Below are 12,909 nucleotides of genomic sequence, written 5' to 3'. Positions count from 1 at the left end.
GCATGTGTGGAATTGTCGGCGCCGTTGCTGAACGAAATATCACCGCCATCCTGCTCGAAGGCCTCAAGCGCCTGGAATACCGCGGCTATGACAGCGCCGGTGTGGCGGTCTTCACCAACGACGGAACTCTCGAGCGCACGCGCCGGGTAGGCAAAGTCAGCGAACTGGATGCTGCACTCGCCGAGCATCCGCTGGTCGGTCGTCTCGGTATTGCCCACACGCGTTGGGCAACCCATGGCGCGCCGAACGAACGTAACGCCCACCCGCATTTCTCCGGCGACATCGCCGTGGTGCACAACGGCATCATCGAAAACCACGAAGCGCTGCGTGAACAACTCAAGGCGCTGGGTTACGTATTCACCTCGGACACCGACACTGAAGTCATCGCTCACCTGCTGACCCACAAGCTCAAGGATCTGCACGACCTGACCGTTGCCCTTAAAGCCACCGTCAAGGAGCTGCACGGTGCTTACGGTCTGGCCGTGATCAATGCCAGGCAGCCTGATCGTCTGGTGGCCGCGCGCAGTGGCAGTCCGCTGGTGATCGGCCTTGGTCTGGGCGAGAACTTCCTCGCCTCCGACCAACTGGCCCTGCGTCAGGTCACCGACCGCTTCATGTATCTGGAAGAAGGCGATATCGCCGAAATTCGTCGCGACAACGTGCAGATCTGGGATGTCTCCGGCAATCCTGTCGAGCGCCAGACCGTGCAGTACAGTGACGGTGCCGAAGCGGCCGACAAGGGCGAATTCCGCCACTACATGCTCAAGGAAATCCACGAGCAGCCAACGGTGGTGCAACGCACCCTCGAAGGTCGCCTGAGTAACGATCAGGTGCTGGTTCAGGCCTTCGGCCCGCAGGCCGCCGAGCTGTTCGCCAAAGTGCGCAACGTGCAGATCGTTGCCTGTGGTACCAGCTACCACGCCGGCATGGTCGCCCGTTACTGGCTCGAAGAACTGGCCGGGATCCCGTGCCAGGTCGAAGTGGCCAGTGAGTTCCGCTACCGCAAGGTCGTGGTGCAGCCGGACACCCTGTTCGTTACCATTTCCCAGTCCGGCGAAACCGCCGACACCCTGGCTGCGCTGCGCAACGCCAAGGAGCTGGGTTTCCTCGCCAGCCTGGCGATCTGTAACGTCGGCATCAGTTCGTTGGTGCGTGAATCTGACCTGACGCTGCTGACCCAGGCCGGTCGCGAGATCGGCGTGGCCTCGACCAAAGCGTTCACCACGCAATTGGTCGGCCTGTTGTTACTGACCCTGTCATTGGGTCAGGTGCGTGGCACGCTGGCCAAAGGCGTTGAAGCCCGTCTGGTGGAAGAACTGCGTCGCCTGCCAACCCGTCTGGGCGAAGCGCTGGCCATGGACAGCACCGTGGAAAAAATCGCCGAGCTGTTCGCCGAGAAGAACCACACCCTGTTCCTCGGTCGTGGCGCGCAATTCCCGGTGGCCATGGAAGGTGCCTTGAAGCTCAAGGAGATCTCCTACATCCACGCTGAAGCCTACCCGGCTGGCGAGTTGAAGCACGGCCCGCTGGCGCTTGTGGATAACGACATGCCGGTGGTCACCGTGGCGCCGAACAACGAATTGCTGGAGAAGCTCAAGTCCAACCTGCAGGAAGTCCGCGCCCGTGGCGGCGAACTGATCGTGTTCGCCGACGAGAAAGCCGGGATGACCAACGGCGAAGGCACCCACGTTGTGCAGATGCCGCACATCCACGACATCCTCTCGCCGATCCTCTACACCATCCCGCTGCAACTGCTGTCGTACTACGTTGCCGTGCTTAAAGGCACAGACGTGGATCAGCCGCGTAACCTGGCGAAGTCGGTGACGGTGGAATAAGTTATCCACAGCTGATCGGCACACAAAACAATCGCAGCTTCGGCTGCGATTTTTGTATCTGACTCGAGGGCCTTCATGGATCGCTTCCAGGAAATGCAAATCTTCACCGCCGTCGCCCAGGAGCAAGGTTTCTCCGCAGCGGCGCGGCGCCTTGGTTTGTCTGCCGCCAGCGTCACGCGGGCAGTGGCGGCGCTTGAGTTGCGGATTGGTACGCAGTTGCTGGTTCGCACCACGCGCAGTGTGCATTTGAGCGAGGCGGGGCAACGGTATCTGGAGGATTGTCGGCGGATTCTGGCCGAGGTGCAGGAGGCCGAGGATTCCGCTGCCGGCAGCCACGCCGAGCCGCGCGGTCAGTTGACCGTGACGGCGCCGGTGTTGTTCGGCGAGTTGTTTGTCACACCGGTGATGGCCGGCTATCTGGCGCAGTACCCGGACGTTTCAATCAACGCGTTGCTGGTTGATCGCATCGTCAGCATGGTCGAGGAAGGCATTGATGTCGCCGTGCGAATCGGTGAGTTGCCGGACAGCAATCAACACGCGATTCGTGTCGGTGAGGTTCGACGAGTGGTCTGCGGCTCGCCGCGCTACCTGGCCGAACATGGGCGGCCCAGCCATCCTCAGGCCTTGGCCGGTTTGCCGGTGGTGGCCACGGCGGCGACTGGTCAGGTGCGCAATTGGCCATTTCTCGAACACGGCGAACCGTTGATCGTGCGCCCGGAGCCGCGTCTGATCGTCACCGCCAATCAGGCAGCGATCTCGGCTGCGTGCCTGGGCCTGGGGTTGACCCGGGTGCTTTCCTACCAAGTGGCGAACAAAGTCGCGGCCGGTGAGCTGGAAATTGTTCTGGCCGACTTCGAACTGCCGCCGCTGCCGATTCATGTGGTGTATCAGGGTGGGCGCAAAGCCCCGGCGCGGGTGCGCAGTTTTGTCGATTTCACGGTGGATGCCTTGCGTGCCCATCCAGCCTTGAAGAATGCAGCGTTATTGCACGAGCTGAAATAATAGATTGCGAATGCTGGTGATTCTGTTGCTGCAGGGATAGGTGGAAGATGGCCTCCCAGCGCTGCCACTCCCGGAGCGGTGCGATCATCCTGCGGAGTCGACCATGCAACCGATCAAGTTCTATAACTTCCCGCGTTCAGGCCATGCCCATCGGGTGGAACTGATGCTGTCCCTGCTGCAGTTGCCGACCGAAACCATCTTGGTCGATCTGGCCAAGGGCGAACACAAACAGCCGCCATTCCTTGCGCTCAACAGTTTCGGCCAGGTGCCGGTGATTGATGACAACGGTGTGGTGCTGGCCGACTCTAACGCAATTCTGGTCTATCTCGCGCAAAAGTATGGCGACGGTCGCTGGCTGCCGGCCGATCCGCTGGGCGCGGCGCGGGTGCAACGCTGGTTGTCGGCGGCAGCGGGGCCGATTGCGTTCGGCCCGGCAGCGGCGCGATTGATCACGGTGTTCGGCGCACAACTGAATGCTGAAGATGCCATCAGCCGTGCTCACAACCTGCTGAAAATCATGGAGCAGGAGCTGGGCAAAACCCCGTATCTGGCCGGCGAAGAACCGAGCATTGCCGATGTTTCCGCCTACAGTTACATCGCCCACGCGCCGGAAGGCAATGTTTCGCTGGACGATTACGCGAACGTGCGTGCCTGGCTGGCGAGGGTTGAGGCGTTGCCGAATTTCGTCGGCATGCCGCGCACTGTGGCGGGTTTGCAGAAAACTGCCTGAGGCCATCGGCCCGGCACAGTCCGGGCCTTGCACACTGCGCCAGCGGCGCAGGGGAGACGCCACATGGAACGTTCACCTTGGCACGCTGGCGAGCAACAGTTGCAAGCGCAGGTTGGCGTTGCTGAACGCATGGAGGAATTCGGTCGTAAGGTGATTCGCACCTGGATGCCGGACCAGCACCGTGAGTTCTATCAGCAATTGCCGTTCATGCTGTACGGCGCGGTCGATGCCGAGGGGCGGCCGTGGGCCAGCGTGCTCGAAGGTGCGCCGGGTTTTGCCCATTCACCGGATCCTCAACACCTGCAATTCACCGGACTTCCTGCTGACGATGATCCGGCGCAATTGCGCAATGGCGAACCGGTTGGATTACTCGGCATTGAGCTGCACACCCGGCGGCGCAATCGCCTCAATGGCCATGTCGGCGGGCTCAATGGCCGCGGCTTTGTCGTGAGCGTTGATCAGGCTTTCGGCAATTGCCCGCAATACATTCAACTGCGCCAATTCCAGCGCGTACCGTTGAGCGATGCGCAAACGCGCCCGGCGCAACAGAGCGATGCCCTTGATGACGCTGCCAGACGTCTCATCGAAGGCGCCGATACGTTTTTTGTCGCGAGCTATGTCGACGTCGATGGCCAGCGTTCGGTGGATGTTTCCCACCGTGGCGGGCAGGCCGGGTTTGTGCGTGTGGAAGGCAACCGTCTGACCATCCCTGATTTCGCCGGCAATCTGCACTTCAATACCCTTGGCAATTTGCTGCTCAATCCCAAGGCCGGCTTGCTGTTCATCGACTTTTCCACAGGCGATCTGCTGCAACTGAGCGGGCGCACCGAGATACTTCTCGATGACCCGCAGATCGAAGCGTTCCAGGGCGCCGAACGCCTGTGGAGATTCGAGGTGGAAAAAATGGTGCGCCGTCCGGCAGCGCTGGCCTTGCGCTGGCGCTTCGACGGCATGTCACCGACCAGTCTGTTGACCGGCAGTTGGGCCGAGGCCGATGCGCGTTTGCAGGCCCAGGCGCTGGGCAATCGCTGGCGTCCGTTGCGGGTGGCGAAGATCAACATGGAAAGTCGCCACATCCGTTCGATCTATCTGGAGCCCGACGATGGCGCCGGTCTGCCGGTGTTTCAGGCGGGTCAGCACTTGCCGCTGCGCTTCACCCTCGACGGTGAAGTGCACATCCGCACCTACAGCCTGTCGAGTGCGCCGTCGGACGGGTTTTATCGCATCAGCGTGAAGCGCGAGGGACGGGTTTCCACGCACTTGCATGAGCAGATTCGTGTCGGCGATGTCCTTGAAGCACGGGCGCCGCAGGGGCATTTCACCGTGGCGCCACTGGAGCACCGGCCGTTGGTGCTGTTGGCAGCCGGGGTCGGGATCACGCCGTTGCTGTCGATGTTGCGCGAGGTGGTCTATCAAGGCCTGCGCACGCGGCGGATTCGTCCGACGTGGTTGATTCAGAGTTCACGCAGCCTCGCCGACCAGCCGTTTCGCAAAGAGCTGGATCGTTTGCTGGAAGAGGCGGGTGATGCCGTACGGGTCTTGCGTCTGCTGAGCCAGCCGGAAGCGGATGTTCATCAAGGTGAAGATTTCGATCGGTTGGGACGCATCGACACTGAGCTGTTGCGCAATCTTCTGGAGGTCGAAGATTACGATCAGATTGATTTCGTCCTCTGCGGCCCCGGCGGTTTCACCCAGGCGCTGTACGACAGCTTGCGCGAACTGGACGTTAGCGATCGGCAGATCCATGCGGAAACCTTTGGCCCGTCGACCCTCAAGCGTCGGCTCGACCCGGATGCCAAGGTGATCGAACAGACGCCGGCTGCGACCACGTCTGTGCCGGTGGTGTTTGAACGTTCGGCCAAAGAGGCGCGTTGGCAACCGGACGGCGGCAGCTTGCTGGAGTTGGCGGAAAGCCGTGGGCTGCAGCCGGAATTCAGTTGCCGCGGTGGTTCGTGCGGTACCTGTAAGACACGGCTGGTCAGCGGTGCGGTGAATTATCCACAGCCTCCGGCTGAAGTGCCGGAAGCCGGGCATGTACTGATCTGTTGCGCGGTGCCGGCGCAGAGTGAACAGCCGCTGGTGCTGGACCTGTAACCGAAATCTTGCAGACACCGCGCGTCCCCTGTGGGAGCGGGCTTGCTCGCGAAAGCGGTGGGTCATTCAACGGTGATGTTGGCTGACCCGGACCCTTCGCGAGCAAGCCCGCTCCCACAAGGTCGACCTGTTTCAACCAAAGGTCAGGCGTACGACAACGCCTTTTCCTCGAGCAATTCCTGATACAGCTGCGTCCACTTGCGGCCCATTTCGTCGGCTGTGAATAACTGCCGATAACGCGCCTCGGCCTTCAGCCCCATTTCTGCCGCACGCACGGGGTTTTCCCACAAGGTGCGCATCGCCTCGCGGAACGCCTGTGGATGACTCGGCGGCACCACCAGACCGGTTTCGTTGTGGATATTGATGTAACTGGTGCCGGTGCCGATCTCGCTGGAGATCATCGGTTTGCCGTACATCGCACCTTCGAGCAAAGAGATGCCGAACGCCTCCGAGCGCAAGTGCGAAGGGAACACAATGGCGTAGCTCAGTTGCAGCAAGGCGACTTTGTCTTCATCGCTCAGGCGGCCGAGGAAATGAATGTTACGCAGCCCCAGCGCCGCTGCCTGGGCGTGCAGTTCCTGCTCCAGCGGGCCGGCGCCGACAATGACCACCGGGTAATCAACGTCCTTCAAGGCGTCGAGGAGGATGTGCAGGCCTTTGTAGTAACGCATCACCCCGACGAAAAGGAAAAACTTATCCCCAAGCTGCTGGCGCCAGCGGTTCATTCGCTCGGTGTCCGGTTGTGGATAACCTGATTTGTTCAAACCGTAGGGAATGACCCGGGTCTTGTCCTGAAACTGCTGCAACACATCGCTGGTGTGCAAATAGTTCGGCGAGGCGGCGACGATGCGGTCTGCGCTGGCGAGGAAGCGATTCATCAACGGCCGGTAGAGTTTGAGCAAATGCTTCTGGCGAATGATGTCCGAATGGTAGGTCACCACGCTTGGCTTGTTGATGCCGCTGGCGAAGTGCACCAGATCCATGAACGGCCACGGGAAGTGGTAATTGACCACGTCGGCTTCGGCGGCCAGTTCGCGGAACTGTTTGAACACGCTCCAGGAAAAACCGGTGGAGGCGAACTGAATGTCGAGTTTCGCCCGGTGGACTTCATGCTGGCCCAGTTGCACCACGGTGGGCGTCGGGTCGGCGCTGAGGGTCAGCACCTGGCCTTCGATGCCGTGCTGGGCGCCGCTTTCACAAAGCTGGAAGATCACTTGCTCGATGCCACCGACCGAGTCAGGCAGGTACGTCTTGAAAAAATGAAGAACTCGCATTCAACCTCCCATGGCCTGGCGGTAGGCGTGGGCCGTGGCCTGCGCGCAACGCTGCCAGGAAAAAAGCCGTGCCTGTTGCAGTCCGGCTTCGCGGCATGCCTGCCAGTGCGCCTGATCGTCGAGCAGCAGGGTCATCGCCTCGCTCAGACCCTGCGCATCGTCTGCCTCAATATAGTTGCCCGCGCCAGCCGCGACTTCCGGCATGGCCGAAGAGCGGGTGATGACCACGGGCGTACCGCTGGCCATCGCTTCGAGCACCGGCAAGCCGAAGCCCTCGTACAGTGATGGGAAAATCAGCGCCCGCGCACCGGCGAGCAGTTGCGCCACCTGCTCATCCGGCAGGTAGCCGAGCAGGCAGACATGCCCGGACGCCAGCGCCCGGCGTAACTCTTCACTGAATTGCTCGCGCTGCCAGCCCGCCATGCCGACGATCAGCAAGGGATAACGCTGACGCACGGCTTCGGGCAGTAATGCGTGGGCGCGCAGGGCCAGACTGAGGTTCTTGCGCGGCTCCAATGTGCCGACGCAAAGGAAATACTCCTCGGCCACCACCGCGTGGGCCTTGAGCACGGCATCGATGCTCTCGGGCTGCCGGGGATGGAAGCGCGGCGCCACGCCGAGCGGCGCGACCACGAAGCGTTCAGCCGGCAAGCCGAAGTACGCTTGTGCTTCGTCGGCGATGGCTTGTGAGTCGGTCAGAATGATTTGCGCCTGTTGCACGCCGGTCGCCAGCCGCCGTTCGATTTCCTTGAGCCGCGCCGGCGGTTGGGTTTCGGGAAAATGCAGGTGCGTCAGGTCGTGCAGGGTGATCACGGTCGGGCCGTCGAAGGCCAGCGGCCACAGGCTCGGTTCGTGATACAGGTCGATGTTTTGCGCGCGGCCCTGATCGAAGCGTTTCTGCTCCAGCCAGCGGCGCGCCTGATAGGCACCGGGAATCTGTCGCAGCAGTGGGGTGAGGCGTGAGTAACCGGGCATGGCGGCTTCCGGCAGCGCCGAGCTCCAGCCCCAGCCGTGGAACAGCGCGACATCGACATCGGGTTCATTGCGCAAGGCGTTCACCAGTTCGGCGACGTATTGCCCGATGCCGGTGCGCGGTGCCTGAAGAATGCGGGCGTTAAGGGCAATGCGCATGTTGCTTCGCCTGTGTAGCCGGCGCCTCCAATACATTGCGGGCTGTCCGTTCGGTCAGTTGCACACTGGCTTCGCGCCAACCGATCCAGCGCCACTCGGTCACGTCGCGGGCGGCAGGAAACTGGCCGCTGCGCTCGAAAGCGTTGATCAGATCGGCGAGGCTTTGTGCATCGTTCAAATCGAAATAGGCCATGAACTCGCCGCCGATCTCACGGAACACCGCGATGTCGCTGCCCATCGCCGGCAAACCGCGCTGCATGGCTTCCACCAGCGGCAGGCCGAAGCCTTCGACGAACGAAGGGAACACCAGCGCGCTGGCGTGGGCATACGCATGTTCCAGGCTGGTGTCGCTGAGATCGTTGAACATGAACAGGCGCCGGTTCAGCTCGGGATGGTTGCGTACCCGGGCGAGCAGGGCGTCGCACTTCCAGCCGATGCGCCCGGCGATGCACAGGCGTGCCGTTGAGCCTGCGGCCCAGGCGCGTTCGAAGGCATCAAGCAGATACGGGTGGTTTTTGCGTGGTTCGATGGTGCTGACCATCAGCAACACCGGTTCCGGCGTTGCGAACAGCCGTTGCAGGCGCGGCTCAACGGTGGCGTCGGCGTTGTGCAGGTCCAGCTCCGAACCAAGATGGAAAAAGTCGAACCAGCGTTGTTCAGTGGTCGCAGCACCGATGCGCCGTTGCAGTTCGTCGCGCACCTGATCGCGCACGGTGGCGGAAATCGCCATGTAGCCGTCGGCCGTTCGGGTGATCCAGTCGAACCATTCGCTGAAGACTTCCACCAGTCGGGTGTCGTAGAAATGCGGGTGCGTCAGCGGGATCAGGTCGTAGATCACCGCGACGATGCCGACGCCGTCACGCTTGAGCTGTTCGGCATGGGCAAAAAAATCCGAATGCCATGACGAGTCGAGCAGCACCAGTTGATCGCCCGGCTGGTGTTGCAGCGGTGTGCAGCGTTGCGGCAACTGATACTGGTTGATTCGTTCGATCAGACGCAGCGGCAGCCCGAATGCGGCGAAGGCGCCGAGGCGATAACCGACGTACAACACGCGCCGGACCAGTTTGCTCCGGTAACGATTGTCGAGGCGCTGATGCAGTTGCCAGAAACGATGGGCAAGGCGTTCGAGGCGCCCGCCGAATTCGACAATCGCGTTGAACAGCGGTGAGTCCAGCGGTGCCAGACGCAACACCCGATAGAGTTTGCCTTTGAGCACCACGACCGGCATGCATTCAACGCCACTGGCGCTGGCGGGCAGTTGGTTGACGACGTTGCGCACCACCCGTTGAATCCCCGAATTGATTTTCGGGTGCTTAAACACGTGGGTGCATTCCACCAGCAGGCGGGTCATGGTGCACGCTCGGTGACCGGCGCCTGGGCGTCACGGGTGATCGAAGTTTTTGCGTGCAGCCAGCTGCAGCCGACGAAATCTTCCTGGCGATTGTTGAGCACCTGGAACACCAGACCGTAATCGCGCCATTCGAAATTACGGTCCAGGTGCGAGTCCAGCCGCGACAGGCTAAGCGACACGGAATAATTGCCTTTACCCAAACCCATGACGAAGGCAAAGCGAAAGGTAAAACGTTCGCCGGCCTGCAGATCGGTCAGTGCCTGTTGCTGACGGTGCGTGTTGATGCCGTACATGATCTGGCCGAGACGATCCTTGATCATGAACCCGAGCACCAGACGTTCGATGTCCTGACGAACTTCCACTTGTACTTCAATGACTACTGGCTGTCCGACCTCGACGGCGTTGATGGCACTTTCCGTGGCGTCGAGCATACGGACACTGACGATACCGGCCTCTCCGGTACCGGAAACGGTCTGCACTTCGCCGCCGGCGAGCATTTCCTGACGCACCGTTTTGCCTTCGCGTTCAGCCATCAGCGCGTTGTAGTAATCGAGCACGGCCTCGGGTTTGTCGCGCATGGCCATGCGGCCATCCTTGAGCAGGATCGCTGTATTGCAGATCGACTGAATCGCCGAGCGGTCGTGGGAAACGATCAGCAACGTGGTGCCGGCCTTGCCGAAACTGCGGATGCGCTCGAAGCTCTTGTGCTGAAAATAGGCGTCGCCCACCGACAATGCTTCGTCGACGATGAGGATATCCGGGCGGCGGGCGGTGGCGACGCTGAATGCCAGGCGCATCTGCATGCCACTGGAATAGGTGCGTACCGGGTGGTCGATGGCTTCGCCGATTTCAGCGAAATGCTCGATCTCCGGCATCAGCGCTTCAATGTCTTCGAGCTGCATGCCCAGCAATTGGCCGGCCATGATTGCGTTCTGGCGGCCGGTGAAGTCCGGGTGGAAACCCATGCCCAGCTCCAGCAGTGCCGCCACGCGTCCTTGCAGTTCGATCTTGCCGCGGGTCGGCTGGGTGGTGCCGGTGATCATTTTCAGCAAGGTGCTTTTGCCTGCACCGTTGGCGCCGACGATGCCGACGGCTTCGCCGGGGGCAATCTCGAAATCGAGGTCTTGCAACACCCAGTGCTGGCGATGCCGGATCGGTGAAAACGGGATCAGCCATTCGGCCAGACGACTCCAGCGACTGGGGTATTGTTTGTAAGCCTTGCCCAGGCCTGTAACGCGAATATGCCCCATCAGAGTTCATCCACCATTTCGCCGACACGCTGGCGGAACAGGCGCAGGCCGATCCCGCACAGGACGACAGCGGCGAGAAAAATCGGCAGCAGCGAACTCCAGACCGGCCACTGGCCGTAGAGAAACAGGTTTTGATAACTGTTGAACAGGCTGGTCAGCGGGTTGAGCTGCAACAGACGCTGCACCCACTCCGGCAAGATGCTGATGGGGTACACGATCGGCGTCAGCCAGAACCAGAATTGCAAGCAGATGCCGAAGAGCTGGCCGACATCGCGGAAGAACACGTTGAGCACGCCGAGCACCATGCCCAGGCCGGCGCAGAACATCATTTGCAGGGCGATCAACGGAATCAGCGCAAACAGCGCCATACCCGGCCAGCGGCCGCTGATCAGCAGAAAACCGAGGAACAGGCCGATGATGATTGCGAAATTGATCCCGGCGTTGATCAACACGATCACCGGCAGGCAGATCCGCGGGAAGCTGATTTTCTTCAGCAGGTTGGCGTTCTCCAGAAACATGTTCTGGCTGCGCAGGGTGATTTCCGAAAACAGCCCCCAGCCCAGCAGGCCGGCACACAGGTAGACGCTGTAGGCCATGCTGTCGTCCACGCCAGGCAGGCGTGCGCGCATGATGTGGGAAAAGATCACCGTGTAGACAATGATCATCGACAGCGGATTGAAGATCGGCCACAACGCGCCCAGAAGCGAATTGCGATAGCGCGATTGAAACTCGCGCTGCACGCTGCCGAGGATAAATCCCCGGTAGCTGTACAGCGTGCGGTACACCGAAAGCAGCATCTATACCGTCCTGCCGTAATGGTCTTCGAAGCGAACGATGTCGTCCTCTCCCAGGTATTCGCCGCTCTGCACTTCGATGATCACCAGATCAATCACGCCGGGGTTTTCCAGGCGATGCCTGTGCCCGGCGGCGATGAACGTCGATTCGTTCTTGGCCACCAGATGCGTGCCGGTGCCGTTGTTGGTGACCTTGGCCATGCCTTCGACCACCACCCAGTGCTCATTGCGATGGTGGTGCATTTGCAGGGAAAGCTTGCCGCCCGGTTTGACCACGATGCGCTTGATCTTGAAGCGCGGGCCTTCTTCCAGAACGGTGTAAGTGCCCCACGGACGGCTGACCGTGCGGTGCAGGCGATAGGCTTCGTGGGATTTGTCCTTGAGCTGTTTGGCCACGCGGCGGACATCCTGCGCACGGTCGGCATGGGCCACCAGCACGGCGTCGGCGGTGTCGACGATGATCAGGTTATCCACGCCGACAGCGGCAACCAAGCGACCTTCGCTCTGTACGAAGTTGTGGTGGCTGTCGATGAAGATCGCTTCGCCGCTGGCGCGGTTGTGGTCGGCATCCGCTGGCACCAGGGCGGCCACCGCGCCCCACGAGCCGATGTCGCTCCAGTCGAAACCGGCTGGCACCACCACGACTTTTTCCGAGCGTTCCATCAGGGCGTAGTCGATGGAAATGTCGGTGATTTCAGCGAACAGCGCCGGTGACAGTTCCTGTTGCAGGCAGCCGACGGTTTCCACCGGAGCGCTGGCGGCCATGCACGCGCGGGTTTGTTCCAGCAGCTCGGGCGCATGCAGTTGCAGCTCGGTGATCACGGCAGCGGTGGTGAAGCAGAACATCCCCGAGTTCCACAGAAAGTTGCCGCTTTCCAGGTAATGCGTGGCGGTCTGCAGGTCGGGTTTCTCGACGAAACGCTGCACCTTGGCCGCCCCTTTGGCGTCCAGCGGGGCGCCGGTTTCGATGTAGCCAAAACCGGTTTCCGGCGCCGTCGGCACCACGCCGAACGTCACCAGATAACCGTCCTTGGCCAGGTTGACCGCGTGCTCGACCGTACTCTTCAGTGCGTCCTGATTGACGATCAAATGGTCGGCGGGCATCACCACCATGATTGCGTCGTCACCGTGCAGCGCTTGCAGCGACAACGCCGCGGCGGCGATGGCCGGGGCAGTGTTGCGCCCGGTCGGTTCGAGCAGGAAGTGCCCGCGATGGCGCGACACGTGGGCGGCGCCATAGTGATCCTTGCTCTGGAAGTAGTACTCGCGGTTGGTCACCGTGACAATGTCACCCCAGCCGTCCAGCAATGCCGCGGCACGCTGGTAGGTCTTGCCCAGCAGCGACTGGCCGTCGGGCAGGGTCATGAACGGCTTGGGGTGGCCCTCACGGGACACCGGCCACAAACGGGTGCCGGCACCGCCGGACAGAATCACGGGGATCAGCATGG

At 61.5% G+C, this 12,909-nt stretch carries 10 protein-coding genes; 4 read left to right on the top strand and 6 right to left on the bottom strand.

The features are described 5' to 3' along the window. The first annotated feature begins 2 nt into the window (after nucleotides 1-2). The 4 genes from glmS (at nucleotide 3) to F2P67_RS17700 (ending at nucleotide 5,661) form a co-directional block, all read left to right on the top strand. Complete coding sequence (gene glmS / locus F2P67_RS17715) at nucleotides 3-1,835, top strand: glutamine--fructose-6-phosphate transaminase (isomerizing) (protein ID WP_166222060.1); 1,833 nt, start codon at nucleotides 3-5, stop codon at nucleotides 1,833-1,835. A 75-nt stretch (nucleotides 1,836-1,910) separates the two neighbouring features. Continuing rightward, the gene (locus tag F2P67_RS17710) at nucleotides 1,911-2,837 is read left to right on the top strand and encodes a LysR family transcriptional regulator (RefSeq protein ID WP_166222058.1); all 927 of its coding nucleotides are present in this window, start codon (nucleotides 1,911-1,913) and stop codon (nucleotides 2,835-2,837) included. Nucleotides 2,838-2,940: 103 nt separating this feature from the next. After that, a complete protein-coding gene (locus F2P67_RS17705) occupies nucleotides 2,941-3,567 on the top strand; it encodes a glutathione S-transferase family protein (RefSeq protein WP_166222056.1) in 627 nt (208 codons plus the stop codon). A 63-nt stretch (nucleotides 3,568-3,630) separates the two neighbouring features. Then, nucleotides 3,631-5,661, top strand: a complete 2,031-nt coding sequence (locus F2P67_RS17700; protein WP_166222054.1) for a pyridoxamine 5'-phosphate oxidase family protein — start codon at nucleotides 3,631-3,633, stop codon at nucleotides 5,659-5,661. 143 nt (nucleotides 5,662-5,804) lie between these two features. Here the strand turns inward: F2P67_RS17700 and F2P67_RS17695 are convergent, their stop codons facing one another. The 6 genes from F2P67_RS17695 to F2P67_RS17670 are packed head-to-tail and all read right to left on the bottom strand — an operon-like array spanning nucleotide 5,805 to nucleotide 12,907. After that, nucleotides 5,805-6,935, bottom strand: coding sequence for a glycosyltransferase family 4 protein (locus tag F2P67_RS17695; RefSeq protein WP_166222052.1), 1,131 nt, complete (start codon nucleotides 6,933-6,935; stop codon nucleotides 5,805-5,807). Further along, nucleotides 6,936-8,066 (bottom strand): glycosyltransferase family 4 protein, encoded by a 1,131-nt coding sequence (locus tag F2P67_RS17690; RefSeq protein WP_166222051.1) that lies wholly within the window; start codon nucleotides 8,064-8,066, stop codon nucleotides 6,936-6,938. It lies immediately after the preceding gene. Then, nucleotides 8,050-9,417: a glycosyltransferase family 4 protein gene (locus tag F2P67_RS17685; protein WP_166222049.1), complete on the bottom strand. Its 1,368-nt coding sequence runs from the start codon at nucleotides 9,415-9,417 to the stop codon at nucleotides 8,050-8,052. Before F2P67_RS17685 ends, F2P67_RS17690 begins: the two co-directional genes overlap by 17 nt. Further along, a complete protein-coding gene (locus F2P67_RS17680; protein ID WP_166222048.1) occupies nucleotides 9,414-10,667 on the bottom strand; it encodes an ABC transporter ATP-binding protein in 1,254 nt (417 codons plus the stop codon). Before F2P67_RS17680 ends, F2P67_RS17685 begins: the two co-directional genes overlap by 4 nt. Continuing rightward, nucleotides 10,667-11,464, bottom strand: coding sequence for an ABC transporter permease (locus F2P67_RS17675; protein WP_166222046.1), 798 nt, complete (start codon nucleotides 11,462-11,464; stop codon nucleotides 10,667-10,669). The genes F2P67_RS17680 and F2P67_RS17675 overlap by 1 nt, the downstream gene beginning before the upstream one ends. After that, nucleotides 11,465-12,907: a mannose-1-phosphate guanylyltransferase/mannose-6-phosphate isomerase gene (locus F2P67_RS17670; RefSeq protein ID WP_166222044.1), complete on the bottom strand. Its 1,443-nt coding sequence runs from the start codon at nucleotides 12,905-12,907 to the stop codon at nucleotides 11,465-11,467. It abuts the gene before it with no gap. Nucleotides 12,908-12,909 lie beyond the last annotated feature (2 nt).

The organism is Pseudomonas atagonensis (assembly GCF_011369485.1).
GTDB lineage: Bacteria > Pseudomonadota > Gammaproteobacteria > Pseudomonadales > Pseudomonadaceae > Aquipseudomonas > Aquipseudomonas atagonensis.
Note: the sequence above shows the minus strand (reverse complement) of the source record. Positions and strands in the feature narration are given on the sequence as shown.